Annotated in this window: 18 protein-coding genes and 1 tRNA gene; 7 read left to right on the top strand and 12 right to left on the bottom strand. The window is 33.8% G+C overall.

The features are described 5' to 3' along the window. Nucleotides 1–191 precede the first annotated feature (191 nt). Together NU08_RS04655 and NU08_RS04650 are read left to right on the top strand one after the other, a co-directional pair. Entirely contained in the window at nucleotides 192–3,002 is a 2,811-nt protein-coding gene (locus tag NU08_RS04655; protein WP_129746069.1) for a TonB-dependent receptor, read from the top strand. 75 nt (nucleotides 3,003–3,077) lie between these two features. Then, entirely contained in the window at nucleotides 3,078–4,136 is a 1,059-nt protein-coding gene (locus NU08_RS04650; protein WP_129746068.1) for a phytase, read from the top strand. 244 nt (nucleotides 4,137–4,380) lie between these two features. On the opposite strand, the gene pckA is transcribed toward NU08_RS04650, so the two are convergent. Together pckA and NU08_RS04640 are read right to left on the bottom strand one after the other, a co-directional pair. Further along, the gene (gene pckA / locus NU08_RS04645) at nucleotides 4,381–5,985 is read right to left on the bottom strand and encodes a phosphoenolpyruvate carboxykinase (ATP) (protein WP_129746067.1); all 1,605 of its coding nucleotides are present in this window, start codon (nucleotides 5,983–5,985) and stop codon (nucleotides 4,381–4,383) included. A 301-nt stretch (nucleotides 5,986–6,286) separates the two neighbouring features. Beyond that, nucleotides 6,287–6,673: a DUF423 domain-containing protein gene (locus NU08_RS04640; protein WP_129746066.1), complete on the bottom strand. Its 387-nt coding sequence runs from the start codon at nucleotides 6,671–6,673 to the stop codon at nucleotides 6,287–6,289. 187 nt (nucleotides 6,674–6,860) lie between these two features. Between NU08_RS04640 and NU08_RS04635 the strand changes: the two genes are divergently transcribed. Next, nucleotides 6,861–8,225: a saccharopine dehydrogenase family protein gene (locus NU08_RS04635; RefSeq protein WP_129746065.1), complete on the top strand. Its 1,365-nt coding sequence runs from the start codon at nucleotides 6,861–6,863 to the stop codon at nucleotides 8,223–8,225. Between the two features lie 219 nt (nucleotides 8,226–8,444). On the opposite strand, the gene NU08_RS04630 is transcribed toward NU08_RS04635, so the two are convergent. The 6 genes from NU08_RS04630 to NU08_RS04605 form a co-directional block, all read right to left on the bottom strand. Continuing rightward, on the bottom strand, nucleotides 8,445–9,659 hold the full coding sequence (locus tag NU08_RS04630) for a M56 family metallopeptidase (RefSeq protein ID WP_242502481.1): 1,215 nt from the start codon (nucleotides 9,657–9,659) through the stop codon (nucleotides 8,445–8,447). After that, nucleotides 9,656–10,030 (bottom strand): BlaI/MecI/CopY family transcriptional regulator, encoded by a 375-nt coding sequence (locus NU08_RS04625; RefSeq protein ID WP_129746064.1) that lies wholly within the window; start codon nucleotides 10,028–10,030, stop codon nucleotides 9,656–9,658. Before NU08_RS04625 ends, NU08_RS04630 begins: the two co-directional genes overlap by 4 nt. Beyond that, nucleotides 10,027–10,989, bottom strand: coding sequence for a DUF6624 domain-containing protein (locus tag NU08_RS04620; RefSeq protein ID WP_129746063.1), 963 nt, complete (start codon nucleotides 10,987–10,989; stop codon nucleotides 10,027–10,029). Before NU08_RS04620 ends, NU08_RS04625 begins: the two co-directional genes overlap by 4 nt. Before the next feature lie 85 nt (nucleotides 10,990–11,074). Further along, the gene (locus NU08_RS04615) at nucleotides 11,075–12,040 is read right to left on the bottom strand and encodes a DUF6624 domain-containing protein (RefSeq protein WP_129746062.1); all 966 of its coding nucleotides are present in this window, start codon (nucleotides 12,038–12,040) and stop codon (nucleotides 11,075–11,077) included. A gap of 19 nt (nucleotides 12,041–12,059) precedes the next feature. Then, on the bottom strand, nucleotides 12,060–12,482 hold the full coding sequence (locus NU08_RS04610) for a hypothetical protein (protein ID WP_129746061.1): 423 nt from the start codon (nucleotides 12,480–12,482) through the stop codon (nucleotides 12,060–12,062). Between the two features lie 236 nt (nucleotides 12,483–12,718). Further along, complete coding sequence (locus NU08_RS04605) at nucleotides 12,719–14,107, bottom strand: dipeptidase (RefSeq protein ID WP_008466344.1); 1,389 nt, start codon at nucleotides 14,105–14,107, stop codon at nucleotides 12,719–12,721. Between the two features lie 110 nt (nucleotides 14,108–14,217). Here NU08_RS04605 and NU08_RS04600 point away from each other — a divergent pair. The 3 genes from NU08_RS04600 (at nucleotide 14,218) to NU08_RS04590 (ending at nucleotide 16,154) form a co-directional block, all read left to right on the top strand. Beyond that, nucleotides 14,218–14,299, top strand: a tRNA-Leu gene (locus NU08_RS04600). Between the two features lie 154 nt (nucleotides 14,300–14,453). Further along, a complete protein-coding gene (locus tag NU08_RS04595; RefSeq protein ID WP_129746060.1) occupies nucleotides 14,454–15,281 on the top strand; it encodes an AbiJ-NTD4 domain-containing protein in 828 nt (275 codons plus the stop codon). A gap of 12 nt (nucleotides 15,282–15,293) precedes the next feature. After that, the gene (locus NU08_RS04590) at nucleotides 15,294–16,154 is read left to right on the top strand and encodes a hypothetical protein (protein ID WP_129746059.1); all 861 of its coding nucleotides are present in this window, start codon (nucleotides 15,294–15,296) and stop codon (nucleotides 16,152–16,154) included. A gap of 234 nt (nucleotides 16,155–16,388) precedes the next feature. On the opposite strand, the gene NU08_RS04585 is transcribed toward NU08_RS04590, so the two are convergent. From NU08_RS04585 to NU08_RS04575, 3 genes are all read right to left on the bottom strand, one after another. After that, nucleotides 16,389–16,622 carry a hypothetical protein gene (locus NU08_RS04585; RefSeq protein WP_119789077.1) on the bottom strand — a complete coding sequence of 78 codons (234 nt, stop codon included), beginning with the start codon at nucleotides 16,620–16,622 and terminating at the stop codon, nucleotides 16,389–16,391. A 188-nt stretch (nucleotides 16,623–16,810) separates the two neighbouring features. Then, nucleotides 16,811–17,167 carry a GIY-YIG nuclease family protein gene (locus NU08_RS04580; protein WP_129746058.1) on the bottom strand — a complete coding sequence of 119 codons (357 nt, stop codon included), beginning with the start codon at nucleotides 17,165–17,167 and terminating at the stop codon, nucleotides 16,811–16,813. A 4-nt stretch (nucleotides 17,168–17,171) separates the two neighbouring features. Further along, nucleotides 17,172–17,762, bottom strand: coding sequence for a TetR/AcrR family transcriptional regulator (locus NU08_RS04575; RefSeq protein ID WP_129746057.1), 591 nt, complete (start codon nucleotides 17,760–17,762; stop codon nucleotides 17,172–17,174). 300 nt (nucleotides 17,763–18,062) lie between these two features. On the opposite strand from NU08_RS04575, the gene NU08_RS04570 reads away from it, so the two are divergent. Continuing rightward, nucleotides 18,063–18,854 (top strand): hypothetical protein, encoded by a 792-nt coding sequence (locus NU08_RS04570; RefSeq protein WP_129746056.1) that lies wholly within the window; start codon nucleotides 18,063–18,065, stop codon nucleotides 18,852–18,854. A 222-nt stretch (nucleotides 18,855–19,076) separates the two neighbouring features. Here NU08_RS04570 and NU08_RS04565 read toward each other — a convergent pair whose 3' ends face one another. Beyond that, nucleotides 19,077–19,736: an HAD family hydrolase gene (locus NU08_RS04565; RefSeq protein WP_129746055.1), complete on the bottom strand. Its 660-nt coding sequence runs from the start codon at nucleotides 19,734–19,736 to the stop codon at nucleotides 19,077–19,079. Nucleotides 19,737–19,771: the final 35 nt, after the last annotated feature.

Genomic DNA, 19,771 nt, shown 5'->3' with positions numbered 1-19,771 from the left:
AATTTTTAAATACGATCAAAATATCAATTTCTTTTTAGTTGTGAATCAAACGTTTGAAAGTTTAATGTTAGTTAAACATTAATAATTATAAGCAATAACTGACGAATCATAACACTATGTTAATTTTTTTTCAAGGCTTTAGTAATACACGGGTCTTAGTTTCGCAACCGAAATCAAACTAAACACACACAATGAAGAAATTTTACCTATTAACCCTATTCTTTTTATTCGCCTTTACAGGTTTTGCTCAGAAAGCGATTATATCTGGAAAGATATTAGACGCCGATGACAAACTGCCTCTTCCTGGAGCTATGGTTCAAATTGTAGGCGAGAAAAAATATACTGTTTCTGACTATAACGGCCGTTTCGAGTTATTAAATATTAATGAAGGAACTTATAAAGTTGAAGTAAAATATATTGGATATACTACTTTGACTCAAGAAATAAAAGTGGAGCAAGGAAAGAACAATGTTATTGACTTTGCCCTTAAAGCTTCAGAAAATGAGCTGAAAGAAGTTGTTGTTGGAGACATCTTAAAAGGTCAGGCAAAAGCGTTAAACCAGCAGAAAAACAACAAAAACATCGGAAACGTAATCTCCTCAGATCAAATGGGACGTTTCCCAGATGCTAACGTGGGAGATGCTTTAAAACGTGTTCCAGGTATCACGATGCAGAATGACCAAGGTGAAGCTCGTAACATTATTATTAGAGGTTTGGCTCCGTCTTTGAACTCTGTTACTTTAAATGGTGACCGTATTCCATCTGCTGAAGGAGATAACAGAAACGTACAAATGGACTTGATTCCGTCTGATATGATTTCAACTATCGAAGTAAATAAAACATTGACTTCAGACATGGATGCAGATGCAATTGGAGGTTCTGTAAACTTAATTACAAGAGCAACTCCAAACGGAGAAAGAATTTCTGCAACAATGGCTGGAGGATATTTGCCAATTCGTGACCACGCTTCTTATACAGCTGGTTTAGTTTATGGTAATCGCTTTTTTGACAATAAATTAGGAGCTGTTTTCAGCGGATCTTACAACAATGTAGATTATGGCTCTGATAACATCGAGAACGAATGGGTAAAAGATGATTTTGGAAATGAGTATTTACAAGCATCTGAAATTAGAAAATATGATGTACAGCGTATCCGCCGTAGCGCTTCTGTTGCTTTAGATTATAAATTCAACGACAATAACACGATTTTCGCTAATGCAATCTACAACTGGAGAGATGATAGAGAAAACCGTTTTAGAACTACTTACGATGATATTGAACCTCTTTATAATGGTGAAGAAATTGTTGGTTTTGAAGGTCGCGTAAAACGTCAGACAAAAGGAGGTTTAGACAATAACAGAAATAAAAACAGAAGATTAGAAGATCAAAGAGTTCAAAACTATTCTATTCGCGGAGAGCATTTAATCAACTCAACATTAGATTTAGACTGGTCTGCTAACTATGCAAAAGCAAGAGAATACCGTCCGGGTGAACGTTATATCGAATACCGCCAAAAAGGTCTAGAAATGTTTGAAGATTTATCAGACATCAGATTTCCTTTAATGACTACGGTTGGCGAATCTGTTGACGAATTTAAATTTAATTCTGTTACCGAAAACACAGACGAAACAAGCGAAAGCGAATTTGGTGCAAAAGTAAATATCCGTTTTCCATTCTCTGTTATTGCTGGCGAAAAAGGAAGATTGAGAACAGGTCTTAGACTTCGTTTAAAAGAAAAAGAAAGAAACAATAATTTCTATTCTTATACTCCGCTGAACGATGATATGGAATTATTATCGCAAGTTCCAACTTCTTATTTTGACGGAAAAGATTTTAATCCAGGAAGTAAATATGCACCAGGAACTTTTGCTTCTGCAGCTTTCTTAGGAAGTTTAGACTTAAACAATGCAACTTTATTTGAAAAAGAAGCTGATCCAGCAGAATATTTAGCGGTAAACTATAATGCTAAAGAAAGAATTACTGCTGCTTATGTAAGATGGGATCAGGATTTTAACGATAAACTTTCAATGGTTTTAGGTTTCCGTGTAGAGAATACTCACATCGATTATACTGGAAACCGTGTATTAGACGAGGAAGAATTAGAGAGCAAAATCAACAATACCAACTCTTACACTAATTTATTGCCAAGTATTTCATTGCAATACAATGCAACAAAAGATTTAGTTTTAAGAGCTGCCATAACAACAGCATTAGCAAGACCAAACTATTATGCATTGGCTCCTTATGTAAACAACATTGCTGCCGACAAAGAAATTACAGCTGGAAATCCAGATCTTAATGCTACTTACTCATACAATTATGATTTCATGGCAGAGAACTATTTCAAATCTGTTGGTTTGATTTCTGGAGGTGTTTTCTACAAAAGATTAAACGATTTCATTTACAACTATAGTGACAATCAATATACTGCTGAAAAATTTGCTGCAGATTTCCCAAATCAGATAAATCCAATTCCAGCGGGAGAAAACTGGTCATTTTTACAATCAAGAAATGGAGAGAATGTTGATGTTTACGGATTTGAGGTTGCTTTCCAACGTCAGTTGGATTTCCTTCCTAGTAAATTCTTAAAAGGTTTTGCTGTATACTTAAACTATACTTATACAAAATCTAAAGCAAGCGGAATTGCTGACGAAGACGGAAATGAAAGAAACGACATCAGTCTTCCGGGAACAACTCCTCACATGTTTAACGGATCTTTATCTTGGGAAAACAAACGTTTTTCTGCAAGAATCTCAACTAACTTTACATCTGATTATTTAGATGAATTAGGTTCTGAATCTTACAAAGACAGTTACTATGACAAGCAGTTCTTCTTAGATGCAAATGCTTCTTATAAGATCACTCCAAAACTTCGCTTTTTTGCAGAAGCAAATAACCTAACAAATCAGCCGTTACGTTACTACCAAGGAGTGGCTGCACATACAAAACAAGCTGAATATTACCAGCCACGTTACAATTTCGGATTAAAACTAGACTTGTAATCTGCACTTTTTTAAAATTCTTAAATTAGACAGAGTTTAGCGCTCTGTCTAATTGCATTAAAATATATAACACAAATGAAAAATAAATTTTTAGTTGCTTTTTTACTTTTAAGCTTATCATTTACAGCTTGTAAAGACGATAAACTAGCGCCAATTCAGCCAAATGCCGTAAAACCAACAGCCGTTACAGAAGCTTTACCTCACGATACAGACGATCCTTCAATCTGGATTAATTCAACTGATGCTTCAAAAAGTATTATCGTAGGAACAGACAAAGACACAGATGGCGGTTTGTACGCTTTTGATTTGAATGGAAAAATCCTTAAAAAATCAATTCCGCTAAAACGTCCGAACAATGTTGATATCGCTTACGGATTAAGTATTAACGGAAAAAAAGTAGATGTTGCTGTAACGACGGAACGTGAAGAAAATAAAATCAGGATCTTCAGTTTACCTGATTTAGCGCCAATTGATAACGGCGGAATTCCTGTTTTTGAAGGAGAATCTCAACGTGATCCAATGGGAGTTTCTTTATACACTCGCCCAAGCGATGGGAAGATTTTTGCTATTGTAGGAAGAAAAACGGGTCCTTCAGGAAGCTATTTATGGCAATATGAACTTTCTGGAAATGGAAAATTTGCTGTAGCAAAAGTGGTTCGCAAATTCGGAACGTACAGCGGTAAAAAAGAAATTGAAGCTATTGCCGTGGATAACGAATTAGGTTATGTTTACTATTGTGACGAGCAGGCTGGAATTAGAAAATACAAAGCAGATCCCGCTTTAAGCGATAATAAAGAATTGGCTTTCTTTGGTCAAAAAGATTTCAAAGCAGATCATGAAGGAATTGCTATTTACAAAAAAACAGATTCTACCGGATATATTTTAGTGTCTAACCAGCAAGCAAATTCATTTATGGTTTACCCGAGAGAAGGTGCAAACGGAAATGCAAACAATCATCCGTTATTGGCTGAAGTGCCAACTTCTACAATTGAATGTGATGGTGCAGATGTTACTAGCGTAAACTTAGGTCCAAAATATAAAAACGGACTTTTTGTAGCAATGAGCAACGGAATGACTTTCCATTATTATGCTTGGGATTTAATCCAGAAACGTATAGACGAAAAGAAGAAATAAAGATTCAGTGTTGATTTGAAATTGCAGTTTTTCAGTACTTTCCTTTAAACTGTGCTGAAAACTGCGTTTCAATGTCTTAAAAAGTTCTCATTGTCAGGCTGAGCTAAGTCGAAGCCCAGTTTCCAATTGGAGCGCCCTTCGACTTCGCTCAGGAAGACAAGCAAGCAGTATCAGACAAACACAAAAAACAAAAAAAGCTGTTCAGAAATGAACAGCTTTTTTATTTTGAATTAAATAATTCCTTTTATTCTGTAATCGGTGCGCCTGCTAAGATTTCAGCATTTGCAAACTCTTCAAATTTGGCAAAATTAGCTTTGAATTTCTGAGCTAATTCTAACGCTTTTTTATCGTATAAATCTTTGTCTTCCCAAGTATTTCTAGGATTTAAAATTTCCACTGGAACATTTGGACAATCTTGAGGAATTTCAATTCCAAATACTTCATGATTTTTAAACGCTACATCGTTTAATTCTCCTTTTAATGCAGCAGTAATCATAGCACGAGTATATTTAAGCTTCATACGGCTTCCTGTTCCGTAAGCTCCGCCAGTCCATCCTGTATTGATTAACCAAACTTTTACTCCTGCATCTTTCATTTTTTTGCTCAACATTTCAGCATAACGCGTTGGATGCAAAGGCATAAACGGAGCTCCAAAACAAGCAGAGAAATTAGGTTGAGGCTCTGTTACACCAGCTTCAGTTCCAGCAACTTTTGCCGTATATCCAGAAATAAAGTGGTAAGCCGCCTGACCTGGAGTCAATCTTGAGATTGGAGGCAAAATTCCGAAAGAATCAGCCGTTAAGAAAAATATATTTTTAGGATTGTGTCCAACCAAACCTGGCTGTACATTATCGATATGCGTAATTGGGTAACTTACACGAGTATTTTGAGTAATAGAAACATCATCAAAATCAACTACGTTTGTTCCTGCTTTGAAAACCACATTTTCTAAAAGCGCCCCTTTTTTGATTGCTCTAAAAATGTCTGGTTCATTTTCTTCTGTTAAATTAATAACTTTTGCATAGCATCCGCCTTCAAAATTGAAAACAGTGTTTTCATTTGTCCAACCGTGCTCATCGTCTCCGATTAATTTACGCTCTGGATCTGCAGATAAAGTTGTTTTTCCTGTACCAGACAATCCGAAGAAGATTGCTGTATCTCCCGCTTCACCAACATTGGCGCTACAGTGCATTGGAAGTGTATTTTTGAAAACTGGAAGAATAAAGTTTAATGCAGAGAAAATTCCTTTTTTCATTTCTCCAGTATAACCTGTTCCACCAATTAAAGCAATTTTTTTAGTAAAATCTAAAATAGCAAAATTAGACTGGCGTGTTCCGTCTACAGCAGGATCTGCCATAAAACTTGGAGCACAAACTACTGTCCATTCTGGAGTAAAGTTTGCCAGTTCTGAAGCTTCTGGGCGTAAGAACATATTGTAGCAAAACAAATTTGACCAAGCTGTTTCTGTTACAACACGAACATTCAATCTATAATTTGGATCAGAGCACACATAAGAATCACGAACAAAAACTTCTTTGTCTGATAAAAATGCTGTTACCTTATTATAAAGCTTTTCAAAAGCCTGAGGCTCAAACGGGATATTTACATTTCCCCACCAAACTTGATCCTTAGTAATATCGTCTTTTACGATAAAACGATCTTGTGGAGAACGACCTGTAAATTCGCCTGTATTAATCGCTAACGCTCCGGTAGAATTCTCAACACCTTGACCTGACTGCAAAGTAATCGCATGTAATTCATCTGCAGATAGTTGATAACGAACTTTTGCATTTTCAATTCCTAACTCTTTTAACGAAATCGATTGCGCGAAAACTGTATTAGTGTCCATAAATTTTTAAGTTGTGTGTGATTTTTTGTTTAAAGCAAAATTACAGATTAATTTTTATTTCTTTCAAAATACTTAAATTTCACTTTGATTTATACGAAAAAAGAGAAATTTCACTTTAAAAATTACAAAAAGAAAAAAATAACCGCTTCTAATTTGTTTAATTACAACCTATTGAATGATTTTGTTATATTATTTTTGTTTAACAATATAAAATACAAAAAAGTCACACAAATAAAGTTATATGTTATTTATGTGACAAAATTAAAGATTAATTCTTAGACAGAATTTTTTTTTCGGGATTTTATGATTTTCTCTTCAAAATCGTAAAGAATAATAGCATCCAAGCTATAATTAATAAGAAACCACCCAAAGGTGTTGCGAATACGATAATTTTAGACTCAAACAAAGTATAGTCTTTTGTTGCCAATAAATAGATTGAACCGCTGAAAAGCAAAACGCCTGCAACGACCAAATTATAGATCGTTTTTAAGGTCTTTTCTGCAAGATCCTTTTGTGTAGATAGAAAAAGAAGAAAAAGAGCGTGGTACATTTGATAACGAACACCAACTTCAAAAGTATTTAATTGGTCAACCGAAAGATATTTTTTCAATAAATGAGCACCAAAAGCACCCAAAATAATAGCCAGCATACCTATAAAAGCTCCAGTTAAAATAATTCTTCTTTTCATAATATATCTCTTTTGAAATTTCAAACAAAAATACTTCAAACGAACTGAAAAACCGCCTTTGTTTCTAGATTATTTAGAACAAAATCAGATTATTTTTTGGGTTTTGCGAAAAAAATAATTTTATTTTCTTTAATTTGAATTGTTATATTTATAACAATTAAATATATTTGTGTTAAATATTTAAGACATGAGAAACATTTTAATATTTGGAGCAGGAAGATCTGCATCTTCTTTGATTCGCTATTTATTATCAAAATCTAATGAAGAAAAACTGCATTTAACGGTAGCTGATCTTTCATTGAATCTTGCGAAAGCAAAAACACAGAATCATCCAAATGCCACTCCGCTGGCCTTAGATATTTTTAATGCCGACGAAAGAAAAAAAGCTATTGCAAATGCATCAATAGTCATTTCTATGCTTCCTGCGCATCTGCATATCGAAATTGCTAAAGATTGCCTTGAATTTAAAAAACATCTTGTTACGGCATCTTATATAAGTGACGCTATGCAGGCTTTAAACGAAGAAGCCATTCAAAACAATCTGATTTTCATGAACGAAATTGGTCTTGATCCAGGAATCGACCACATGAGCGCCATGAAAGTCATTGACGAAATCAGATCGAAAGGCGGTAAAATGCTTTTGTTTGAATCTTTCTGCGGCGGACTTGTAGCTCCTGAATCTGACAATAATTTATGGAACTACAAATTTACTTGGGCGCCAAGAAATGTAGTTTTGGCAGGTCAAGGCGGTGCGGCAAAGTTTATTCAGGAAGGCACTTATAAATATATTCCGTATAGCGCTTTGTTTCGCAGAACCGAATTTCTAGAAGTAGAAGGTTACGGAAAGTTTGAAGCGTATTCTAATCGAGATTCGCTTAAATACAGATCGGTTTATGGTTTAGATGATATTCTTACTTTATATAGAGGTACAATTAGAAGAGTGGGTTATTCTCGCGCTTGGAATATGTTTGTACAGCTTGGAATGACTGACGATAGCTATATTTTAGAGGGGTCAGAAAATATGAGTTATCGTCAGTTTATCAATTCTTTCCTCCCGTATCATCCGACGGATTCTGTCGAAATTAAAACTCGATTGATTTTAAAAATCGATCAGGACGATATTATGTGGGACAAGCTTTTGGAACTGGATTTATTTAACCCTAACAAAAAAGTAAATCTGCCAAACGCTACTCCAGCTCAAATTTTAGAAAAAATCTTAACCGACAGTTGGGCTCTTGAACCAGAAGACAAAGATATGATCGTAATGTATCATAAATTTGGTTATGAACTGAATGGCGAAAAGAAACAAATCGATTCTAAAATGGTTTGTATTGGCGAAGACCAAACGTATACTGCAATGGCAAAAACAGTTGGGCTTCCGGTTGCAATTGCTACTTTGTTAATCTTAAACGGAAAAATCACAACTCCAGGCGTTCAGCTTCCGATTAAAAAGGAAGTTTACGAACCTATTTTGAAGGAATTAGAAGAATATGGGGTCATTTTTAATGAACAAAATGTACCTTATTTTGGATACAATCCAGACTTGTTTTAGTCTGGGTCTGCATGTTTATTTTAGAATTTTTTTTAATTAGTTTTTAATTTTATCCGCTTCTCCCATCAAGAAGCGGATTTTTTTTCTTTTAAGGGATAAAGGTGCAGAGGTGCAAAGCGACAAAGGCTTTTAAGCAAACTTAATCTTTGCAAAGACTAAAAGCCTTGCAAAAAAAAACTTTGAACCTTTGAACCTTTGAACCTTTGTTACTCTGAACCTCTATTTCTCACTTTGAATAGTAATTGGTAAAGAATACAATACTCTAACTGGTTTTCCGTTTTCACTACCTGGAATCCAGTTTGGCGAAAGTTTTAAAACACGAATTGCTTCCTCTCCTAGTCCGTATCCCGCATTTTTTACAATTGAAATTTCAGACAAACTTCCGTCTTTTTCGACCATAAACTGCATGTGAATTTTGGTGTCTATATTATTTTTAGAGGCTTCCGCTGGAATTTTAAAACGTTGCCCCACAAACTTGTAGAACTCGAGCATTCCTCCCGGAAATTCAGGTTGTTTGATTTCAGAATCGCCAGCTTTATATACCTTATTGCTCATAAGATTAACGTCTTGAGCCACAGCTTCAGAACTGAAAGCGAATAATAATACCATACAAACAGCAACAACCGCCAGTACTTTAAACACAGCTTTTGAAACAGATTCTTTTTTAGTCATCATTATTAAACGTTTTTTAGTTATTTCATAATTGATATTACTTGCCAAAGCGACAGTATGTTTCTTTGAAGCAAATTGCAACAATAAGTTCTGATAACTTTTAACTTCATCAAATTGTTTGTTTACCGCTTCATCAGCCAAAAATTCATGATTGAGTTTTATGGCTTTTTCAAACAAAACAAACATCGGATTAAACCAAAATACGATTTGCAAAACCTCAACAAAAAGAATATCCAAAGTATGTTTTTGCTGCAAATGTGCTTTTTCATGAGCGATTAATTCTGATGGAATTTTTCCATCTGTAAAATCTTCTTTACTAATAAAAATAGCATTCCAGAAAGAGTGTGGCAAAATCGATTCCTTTACTAAAACAAGTTTCTGATTGTCTATAAATTCTACCGAATTCTTTTTCATTTTCAAGAAAAAAGAAGACACATTTACAACAAATCGAATCAGTAAAATTGCTGCAATGAAAACGTAAATTGCACCTAAAAAGAAATATATGATTTCATTGTATGAAACTTCGTTTAAGATTGATTTATTAGCCACAATCATTATTTCATCCAACTGAATTGCTTTAATTTTTGACGGAAAAAATGATGCAATCGGAAACAATTGCAACGGAATAACTAAGCTAAAAATCAAACTTCCGAGAAGATAAGCACGATTAAATCGAAACATTCTTTCGTTTTCTAATAACAATTTATACACTGCAAAAAATACAGCAAGTAGTAAACCCGATTTTAAAAGATAGATTATCATTTTTTCTTTTTTTGAATTTCTGAATCGATTATTTTTCTAAGATCTTCCAATTCCGAAGCCGACAAATTGGTTTCGGTCGTAAAAAACGAAGCAAACTGCGAAGCCGAATTATTAAAGAAATTACTAATCAGCCCTTTTACATGTTTTGCAAAATAGTCCGTTTTCTTTACTAACGGATAATATTCTCTCGAATTCCCAAATTCATTATACGCCACAAATTTCTTATCGATCATTCGTTTTAAAAGCGTCGCCACGGTTGTTGTTGCCGGTTTTGGTTCTGGATACGCTTCCAGCAAATCTTTCATAAAAGCCTTTTCAAGCTTCCATAAATGCTCCATTAACTGTTCTTCTGCATTTGATAATTGTATCATGGTTTGATATTTTCAAGTTTTTCTATTTCTGGCAATTCTTTTTTATACTCTTCTAAATTCCAATCAATGTTTAATTTTACTGCATAGTCCGCCATTGTACCAAGCCCCACCTCGGCACGTCTTTTATCTACATTATCTGGATCTATCATTGGCGATATATACATTTTATTGGTCTTTTTATTCTTTGCGGCCTGACTTCCATAAATTTGTGGCCTTCCTTCTCTCAAAGCTACTCGATCTTCTAAATACGCTAGATTTGCAGGATTTGCATTGCCTTTTTTAACAGCTTCTCTCATCATTGGCAGATATTTTTGCTGATATTGTAAATCGGAATGCTGAATTACCAAAAACAAAGTCTGATTTCCCTGCGTCCCTACCACATTTTTCCCTAACCAGCCTCTTTCGTCCAGTATTTTCATCACCTTAACGAGATTAATACTGTCTTTTCTTTCCATAATCTTTCCAATGCTGTCAATTTTCTTTTTATCAGGTTTTGAGGCTCTGTAAACATTCATAAATTCTCCACGAATTTCCTGATCTTCGGTATAAATCTCCGCAAGTTGTTTTTCTAACGCCTTATCATAATTTGCTCCAAGAATATCCAATTTCTTCTGCAGCTTATCAATTGTTTTATTCCATTCTTTTTCTGAATGCAAAGGTTTTAAATCATTATCAATTTTAATATGCGCCATATTCTCGTAACCGTTATCTATAGAAAGATTCAGCCATTTAAATGCTTTTTTATGCTGCCTTGCCATAGAAGCAGAACAACCAGCGTTGTATAAATCTGTCGAAGATTTTTGCTCTATTTTAAAAGCTTTTTCATAATACGAAACAGACAATTCATAGTTTTTTTCCGTGTAGCAAGAATCTGCTTTACGAACCCACTCTTTATAAGTTTGAGCGTTTAAAAAGCCAAAGTTGATTACAAGTAAAATAAAAACAATCGATTTTTTCATAGGCTAAATTTAGTCTTTTATTAAATTATACGTTCTCAGATTGGATTTCTTTTGTCATGAACTTATTTTTAATAATCATTATTACTTAACTTTTCTTTTGACGGATAATTTTCTCCAGTTCTGGCAGTTCTTTTTTATAAGCTTCAACATCCCAAGTTGCATTCCAATATTTAAGATAATCCGATAACGTTCCCAGCCCTACGGACGCTCTTCTTTTATCTACATTATCGGGATCTTCAAGCGGAGAAACAAAAGGTTTCTTCGTTATAGGATGATTCATTACCTGACTTCCATAAATTTGTTTTCCTCCTTCACGTAAAGCCACTCTGTCTTCTAATAAAGCCAAAGAACTTGCTTTAGCATTTCCTTTTTTAACGGCATCTCTCATCATAGGCAAATACTTTTGCTGATATTTCAAATCGGCATGCTGAATCACCAAAAACAAGGCCTGATTAGCCTGAGATCCAACAACGTCTTTTCCGACCCAACCCTTTTCATCTAATATTTTGATAACCCTAATTAAAGTTATACTGTCTTTATAATTCATGATTTCACCAATACTATCCAAAGCTTTGCTTCCTGGACCAGCTGTTCTATAAATTTTCATGGCTACACCGCGAATATCTTGATCTTCTGCATAAATATCTAAAAGTTCTTTTTGCAAAGCTTTATCATAGTTAACTTCAATAATATCTCTTTTCTTTTGAAATTTATCGATCATTTTTTCCCAGCCTTTGTCTGCATGCAAAGATTTTAAATCGCTGTCTTTTTTCATATGTGCAATATTTTCAAAGCCATTATCAATTGCCAAATTCAGCCAATTAAATGCTTTTTTGTTTTCCTGCGCCAAAGCTGCAGAACATCCCGCATCGTAAAAATCACCAGAATCTTTGTTTTCTATTTTAAAGGCTTTTTCGTAAAAATCAACGGCCAATTTATAGTTTTGTGCTCGGTAGCAAGAATCTGCTTTTTGAGTCCATTCTTTATACGTTTGAGCTTGCAAGAAAAAGCAGTTCATTAAAAGAAAAGAAAGCGTGATTATTTTTTTCATGGTTTAGAGGTTAGTTAGTTTATTTAATATTTTGTTCCGAAATCAATTCTCCTTTATCGTAATTCTTGATATTTTTTAATTTTCCGTTGTCCGAATAAAACTTCCATTCTCCAAAATAAAACCAATGCGACTGAACCGAATCAGTCTCAAATTTAGTTTTCCCTTTCGATTCCAATTTTCCGTTTTCGTAATAACTTTTCACGACACAGACTCCGTTTTTATATTTCTCTGTTTTATAGATTTTTCCGTTAATGTAAGATTTCCACTTTTTAACCGGAAGATCATTTTTATAATACTCATACGATTTATAATCTGTTCCGTCTTGCGAATAACTATCAATCCAAACGCCTTCTTTTTTCCTATCAATTTTCTGATTGATCGGTTTGCTTTTGCAACTTAAAAGAAATATTCCGCAAAACAATAGTAAAAAAAGGTTTTTCATATTCATTTGCTCTACAATTATAGATTTGTTTCTACAAATGTAGAGTTAAATTTTAAATATGCAAGAAAAAGAGGTCTTTTTTTGAAAAGGGGCAAAGGTTCAGAGAGACAAAGTGACAAAGGTTTTTCTACTCTGAACCTCAACAAAAAAGTACGAAAACAAAAAAAATCCGCTCATTTCTGAACGGATTTATATAAAACTTTGCACCTCTGTGCCTTTGAACCTTTGTCCCTTTTTTACTTACTTAATTCCACAAAATACTTGTAAAACAACGGAATAGTCTCAATACCTTTCAAGTAATTAAAGATTCCGAAATGCTCATTTGGCGAGTGAATTGCATCGCTATCCAAACCAAATCCCATCAAAATCGTTTTACTTTTTAATTCTTTCTCAAACAAAGCCACAATCGGAATACTTCCTCCAGAACGAACCGGAATTGCAGGAACTCCAAACGTTTCTGTATACGCTTTGTTTGCTGCCTGATAACCGATGCTGTCAATTGGCGTAACATAACCTTGACCACCGTGATGAGGCGTTACTTTTACCGTAACTCCAGCTGGAGCAAGGCTTGTAAAATGTTTTGTGAAAAGTTCTGTAATCTCTTCCCAATCCTGATTTGGAACCAAACGCATCGAGATTTTAGCAAAAGCCTTACTCGCAATGACCGTTTTAGCACCTTCGCCAGTATAACCTCCCCAGATTCCGTTTACGTCTAAAGTAGGACGGATTGAGTTTCTTTCGTTGGTTACATATCCTTTTTCACCGTAAACATCAGCAATGTTTAAAGCATTTTTATATTTTTCTAAGCTGAAAGGGGCTTTTGCCATTTCTGCTCTTTCTTCTGCAGATAATTCTTCTACTTTATCGTAGAAACCTGGAATGGTAATATGATTGTTTTCGTCGTGAAGCGAAGCAATCATTTTTGCCAAAATATTAATTGGATTCGCCACAGCCCCACCGTATAAACCTGAATGCAAATCGCGGTTTGGACCTGTAACTTCTACCTCAACATAACTCAAACCTCTTAAACCTGTCGTGATAGACGGCTGTTGGTTGGAGATCATTCCTGTATCTGAAATCAAGATAACGTCGTTTTTCAGTTTTTCCTGATTGCGTTCTACGAACCAAGCCAAACTTGCAGAACCTACTTCCTCCTCGCCTTCGATCATGAATTTTACGTTACAAGGCAATGTATTGCTTTGCACCATTAACTCAAGCGCTTTTACGTGCATGTACATCTGACCTTTGTCGTCACACGCTCCACGCGCGAAGATGGCGCCTTCTGGGTGAATATCTGTAGTTTTAATAACCGGTTCAAAAGGTGGTGAAGTCCATAATTCTAATGGATCTGGCGGTTGTACGTCGTAGTGGCCGTAAACTAAAACCGTTGGAAGATTTGGATCTATAATTTTCTCTCCGTAGATAATTGGGTAACCTGGAGTGTCGCAAGTTTCGACATAATCGCACCCTGCTTTTGATAAACTTTCTTTTACAGCCTCTGCTGTGTCAATAACATCTTGAGAATATGCAGTGTCGGCAGAAACCGACGGAATCTTTAATAATTCGATCAATTCGTTGATAAACCGATCTTTATGTTGTTGAACGTAGGACTTAATATTTTCCATTTAAATTATTTTTATAGAAAACCAAAAGTACAAAAAAGAGAATTAAAAAAAATTTTGAAAAAATGCTTTGATAATTCAAAAGTATGCCTATCTTTGCACCCACAATTACCGCGGATATGGCGAAATTGGTAGACGTGCCAGACTTAGGATCTGGTGCCGCAAGGCGTGTAGGTTCGAGTCCTATTATCCGCACAAAAAAAAGCTTCTGAAGATATTTCAGAAGCTTTTTTGTTTTTGGTACAATTTTGCTTCCGAATATTAAAATCTCACTAAACTATTTTTTTTTGCTAAAAATTAGCAATCAACAATTCTTTCTATATTTGAATATTATAAAAATTAATTTACTATGAAATTTTCTGAAAGATTAGGTTACAAAGCAGTAAAAGATCAAATACAAATAGAATCTATTGATAATGACTTAAGAAATTTATTGTGGTCAGTATATTTAGAATCTTTCATAAAAAAAACCGAAAATTGGGAAAGACAACCTCACTTAAGTAAATTCATACGCCATTTATGGATTAATTTTTTCAAATTACCAATTGATTCACTGCCTAGTTACGAAAGTGGATTAGTACAAACAGCTTTTATTATTAAAACTCTCCGAGATTTCTTTTTTGACCCCAAACATGAATGGTTCGAAACATATGATTTATTAGAATTTACAGCAGATTTTGCTTCTAAAGAATTTTTAGAAACGACAAACATAGCTTTAGAACGTGAGAAATCAGCATATAGATTTATAGACAAAACAATTGTACAAATAACATCAAACGAAGAAGTTTTAGAAATTGAAGAGGCACTATACAAAACAGATAAATTTAAATCAGTGAATACCCATTTAAGCACTGCTCTTTCATTATTATCAGACAGAAAATCCCCTGATTATAGAAATTCTATTAAAGAATCAATTTCAGCTGTCGAATCGATATGCAAGATATTTACTTCTAATGATAAATCAACTCTAGGTGAAGCTTTAAATAAATTAGAAAAAGAAAATAATTTACACTCAGCTCTCAAAAAAAGCTTTTCTTCATTATATGGATATACAAGCGATGAGGGCGGAATAAGGCACGCATTGACAGAAAATGGTAGAGAAATTGATTTTCACGAAGCAAAATTTTTACTAGTAACATGTAGTGCATTTATAAATTACTTGATAAGTAAAATTTAATTTTACATCTCCATGAGCACAATTGAGCAAATACAAAAAATTTTGAAATCTGATTTTGAAAATCAACTTTTTGAAGCTTGTTTAAAAAATCTTGAAGATTTAGAAAATAAACTTAGATATCATAATTTTTGCTATAGCATACGTGAATTATCAAGACATTTTCTTTATTCGCTATCGCCAGAATCTTCAATTATTAAATGTGAGTGGTTTAAAGTAGAAACTGAAAATGGAAGTCCGACAAGAGCTCAACGAATTAAATATGCAATCCAAGGAGGTCTAACAGATGAAAATTTGAAAAAATTAGGATTCGATCTAAATAAATTAAACTCTTCAATAAGAGAAATAAAAAACATTATCGATTCATTAAGTAAATACACCCATATAAATCATGAAAACTTTCATTTAACAAATGATGAAATAGAGACAAAAAAAGATGAAGTCTTAAAAACATTTGAAAATTTTGCAGAAACAATCAATAACTATAGGCACATTTTAAATAGCTTCTTAGATGGAAAAATAGAAGATGATATGATTGAAAAAATAATTTTGAATTCATATGAAAATATTGATTGTCTTGCACCTCATTATTCCTTAGAAGATGGTGAAGTACAAAAATACCACATTGAAGAAATTACAGCCGAAGAAATCATTGTTAATGTTGAAGGTTCAGTTTACGTAACCTTAGAATATGGTTCAAGGAAAGAGAGAGCCGATAATGATGGTTTAGATGTTGAACTTAGTTTCCCCTTTAAAACTCAGATCAGATACGAAATATCAAATGAGTTTCCTTCTAATGATTATGATGTTGACGACTTCGACGTTGACACATCTAGTTGGTATGATAACGGTGACGAATTTAATGAAGATTTTTAGAGCAAAACAAAGATTGGCGATTTTCTTTGTGGAGTCTCTAGTGTGATTTCTCGTTCCTCGAAATGACAAACTGCGTGGTAATTCATCTTTATCAAATCATCTTGACGAAAGGAGCTTTTCAGCATCACCAACAGTTTGTACACTATGAAAAAAATTGCGGAAATCACTCTGGAATTTTTTGTCGGTTTTGCTTTTGGTTTCTCCTTTCGTCGAAATGAAGATAATTTCTTTTACTTAATCAACATCCAAATAAGGATCGAGAACTTCGGCTAATTTATTGAGCCAGTAAAAATTATCTTCAAGATTGTTGAATTCGGTTTCTACAGTTTCGCAGCCCCTAATGATGCTTAAGGAAAGAATATAATTTACTTGCCGTATAGCTCTTGCCATTTCATCAGAATCAATTGTATTTGTAAAAAAATCCTTTAATCTAATTTCAACTTCTTTTGAAAAATGATTTTTGCCCATATTTTTTAAATTTAAATTATTGCAAAAATCCTTAGAACTTAATTTCATTTGACCCCATATATGCGTTCAACTTTAATTATTTTTTTCTTATAGAAATCAATTTTCGGCTAAAACCTTTTCCTTTTTAATCATAAAAAAACCTCCAGCTAAAGCTGGAGGCAATTCATAAAACTTGATGCCTTAATAGGCTATTTTTTCTTTTTGTTATATCCTTTTTCATCAAAAGGCATTATTTCATCCAGAAACATTTGCTCTAAAAGTTTCAAATCTTTTGGGTCCGATTTTACCGCTGTATCATTTTCTTTTATTTCGCTCAGGATTTCAAATTCGAATTTGTCTTCTCCAAGTTCTTTCCAGTCTTTTTGAAGTTCTGCCACAGGATGATTCCCGCAGTTAAGCTGAAATTTCTGGCGTTTAAAAATAGCATCAAGATCAGCACTGCTGTCTATATATACTTTTTTGTTTATGGTATTTCGTATTTGAAAAACACCTTTCTTGAACTTCATTTCCTTGTATTCGTCTCTAAGTTCTTTTTTGGTTTTCATGCGCTTATTTTTTCATTGTTTTTTCTACTTGTAATTTTAAATTTTTAGCAAAATCACCATAATCAGATGGATAATTTCGGTTTAAATACAGCAGTAAAACCCCCGTAATTAAACAATTAAGTTCTTTTACTATTTCCTTAACTTCTTCGGCCGTAAAACTCTTTTGATCAATGCAATATTGAAATTCTTCTTGACAGAGTTTTTCGAGAAAAGAGAAAATTAATTCTGATATTCTGGCATTTTCAGCCGAATTAGGAAGTTTTTCGATAAAAAAGATTTCAAAAACACTTGGATACTGTACAAAATATTCGGCGTAAGAAATCGCAGTCGCAATAATTTTCTTTTCTCCTCTTTCTGTATCTTTAGTTTTATCTTCAACATACTCCTGGCATTCCTGCTGAAAATCTTTCACACAAAGAAAAATAAGTTCTTTTACATCTTTAAAATAATTGTAAAGTGTAGCAAACGAATATCCCGCTTTTTCGGCTATACTTCTTACACTTAAAGCCTGAATGCCTTCTCCTTTTAAAATTTCTTTGGTAGCCTGAATGAAATAATCTTTCATTCTCTGCTCTTGTATTTCTTTTCTGCTCATATCGTAAACATTATTACAAAATATGAACACTGTTCATATTTTGAACAAAAGTAAAAATATTTGATGCAATTGCAATGTTTTTGTCCTAAAAAACTTCCGTCAAAACAGGAAACAATGCGATAAGCACTCTTTTAATTTTAATATACCGACAACTATCGGGAGAGACAAAACAAAAAGCGATTCAGAAATTTCTTTAATTATTTTACACTTTAGTATTTAAATATTCTTACTTTTAAAAAACCAAAAACCTAATTCTCAAAATTTCGCTTGTTTTTAAATTTCAAAAAACATTTAGAACACATGAGAAAATACAGATTACTAGTCCTTTTTTTAGCAATTATTGCTGTCTTTTATTTTGCAAGAACAATTCGAAGTTTTACTGTTCAGCACGAAACCAAAACTCTTAAATCGGAGCATTTTATCGTTTCCTATACCGGAATTTATAAAAGCGAAGCTGAAAAAGTCAGCAAACATCTTGAGGAAAACTATTCTAAAATAAGAGAAAATCTAAAAGACTTAGAACACGAGCCAATAAAGGTTTTTGTTTACGGTTCGCAATTTAAGTTTAATGAAGCGACAGGTTTAACAGAAAACACAAAAGGCACAAGTCGTGGTCCAAACGAATTTCATTTTGTATGGACGAATTGGTTTAATTCTATTTTTCCAGACGATCCGCTAAAAACGGCTTTGCATGAGTTTACACATTGCGTTCAGCTCAACATATTAATCTATAAAGCAAAAGACACCATCATCACACAAGACCGACTGACTTTTGAAAGGGAATTTGATAAAAAGTTTAAAGCCGAATATCCGCGCTGGCTCTGGGAATCGATTAGTATTTTTGAAGCGAAAGAAGTTAATTCGCTAAGCGTAAAATATGCCAAAAGCAAAAACCTGACTCTAGAAGATCTTAATCACGGCAATCAGATTTACAACATTGGCTACACCATAATCGAATATATGACTCAAAAATGGGGAAAAGATATTCTGCCCAAACTGATTGCGTCTTTCGGCAACATCCAAAAAACATTGAATGTAACGCAAGAGGAATTCGAAAAAGGCTGGATGGCTTTTTTGGAGGAGAAGTATTAAACGACTTTAAATATCCGTCTAGTTTGTCATTCCGAGGAACGAGGAATCTCCACGAGAAGCTCTACAAAGATTGGCTTTTCGTTGCGGAGTTACTTACGGAGATTCCTCGTTCCTCGGAATGACAAGATTGTGGTTAATTACACAAAAAAACCTTTGTCAAAGTTTAAAACTTTGACAAAGGTCTCGTATCACTTGGAATTTGGGATTTTAAAAAATTGGAATTTATTTCCCTAATAATTCTAAAATCTTATCCACATTAACTTCACTATAATCATTAATATAAAAATCGCATGGCGGAAGTTCTTCTTTTGTATGCGTGCTCAAAACACCTACGACTTTCATTCCGGCATTTAATCCTGCTGTAACGCCCGAATAAGAATCTTCAAAAACCACACAATCAGACGGAGAAACTCCAACTCTTTCTGCCGATTTTAAATATACTTCAGGATTTGGCTTATGAAACGTAACATCTTCTGATGACATCATCGAATCCATTTTTTCGCCTAGTTTCAGGAAATTGGCAATCAAATCCAGATTCGCACGAGGCGCCGATGTGGCAACTGCGGTTTTGAAACCACGAGATTTTAATTCGTTTAAAAAATCCATATAATGCGGAATCGTTTCGACTTTGTCTTTGTAAATCTCACGGAACATTCCTTCTTTTTCGTCTTCCAGTTTTATCAATTCTTCTCCCGCAATCGGACGTTTGAAGAAATGCGTCATGATATAACTATTGTGTTTTCCGTACATATGTTCTTCAAATTCTTCTTTCGTGTACGGAATATTATATTTATCGAAAAACTTTTCAAAAGCGATTACATGATGCGGATTTGTATGCGAAATCACGCCGTCCATATCAAAAATTACACATTGCTGGCTCATAATTTTATTTGTTGTTTTTAACGGTTGCAAGATAC

This window comes from Flavobacterium anhuiense (assembly GCF_004151235.1).
GTDB classification, from domain to species: Bacteria; Bacteroidota; Bacteroidia; order Flavobacteriales; family Flavobacteriaceae; genus Flavobacterium; species Flavobacterium anhuiense_A.
This window is presented reverse-complemented; position numbering and strand designations above follow the sequence as displayed.

Coding starts and splice junctions, on each gene's coding strand:
- NU08_RS04655 (WP_129746069.1), top strand. CDS start 192: ATGAAGAAATTTTACCTATTAACCCTATTCTTTTTATTCGCCTTTACA.
- NU08_RS04650 (WP_129746068.1), top strand. CDS start 3,078: ATGAAAAATAAATTTTTAGTTGCTTTTTTACTTTTAAGCTTATCATTT.
- pckA (WP_129746067.1), bottom strand. CDS start 5,985: ATGGACACTAATACAGTTTTCGCGCAATCGATTTCGTTAAAAGAGTTA.
- NU08_RS04640 (WP_129746066.1), bottom strand. CDS start 6,673: ATGAAAAGAAGAATTATTTTAACTGGAGCTTTTATAGGTATGCTGGCT.
- NU08_RS04635 (WP_129746065.1), top strand. CDS start 6,861: ATGAGAAACATTTTAATATTTGGAGCAGGAAGATCTGCATCTTCTTTG.
- NU08_RS04630 (WP_242502481.1), bottom strand. CDS start 9,659: ATGATAATCTATCTTTTAAAATCGGGTTTACTACTTGCTGTATTTTTT.
- NU08_RS04625 (WP_129746064.1), bottom strand. CDS start 10,030: ATGATACAATTATCAAATGCAGAAGAACAGTTAATGGAGCATTTATGG.
- NU08_RS04620 (WP_129746063.1), bottom strand. CDS start 10,989: ATGAAAAAATCGATTGTTTTTATTTTACTTGTAATCAACTTTGGCTTT.
- NU08_RS04615 (WP_129746062.1), bottom strand. CDS start 12,040: ATGAAAAAAATAATCACGCTTTCTTTTCTTTTAATGAACTGCTTTTTC.
- NU08_RS04610 (WP_129746061.1), bottom strand. CDS start 12,482: ATGAAAAACCTTTTTTTACTATTGTTTTGCGGAATATTTCTTTTAAGT.
- NU08_RS04605 (WP_008466344.1), bottom strand. CDS start 14,107: ATGGAAAATATTAAGTCCTACGTTCAACAACATAAAGATCGGTTTATC.
- NU08_RS04595 (WP_129746060.1), top strand. CDS start 14,454: ATGAAATTTTCTGAAAGATTAGGTTACAAAGCAGTAAAAGATCAAATA.
- NU08_RS04590 (WP_129746059.1), top strand. CDS start 15,294: ATGAGCACAATTGAGCAAATACAAAAAATTTTGAAATCTGATTTTGAA.
- NU08_RS04585 (WP_119789077.1), bottom strand. CDS start 16,622: ATGGGCAAAAATCATTTTTCAAAAGAAGTTGAAATTAGATTAAAGGAT.
- NU08_RS04580 (WP_129746058.1), bottom strand. CDS start 17,167: ATGAAAACCAAAAAAGAACTTAGAGACGAATACAAGGAAATGAAGTTC.
- NU08_RS04575 (WP_129746057.1), bottom strand. CDS start 17,762: ATGAGCAGAAAAGAAATACAAGAGCAGAGAATGAAAGATTATTTCATT.
- NU08_RS04570 (WP_129746056.1), top strand. CDS start 18,063: ATGAGAAAATACAGATTACTAGTCCTTTTTTTAGCAATTATTGCTGTC.
- NU08_RS04565 (WP_129746055.1), bottom strand. CDS start 19,736: ATGAGCCAGCAATGTGTAATTTTTGATATGGACGGCGTGATTTCGCAT.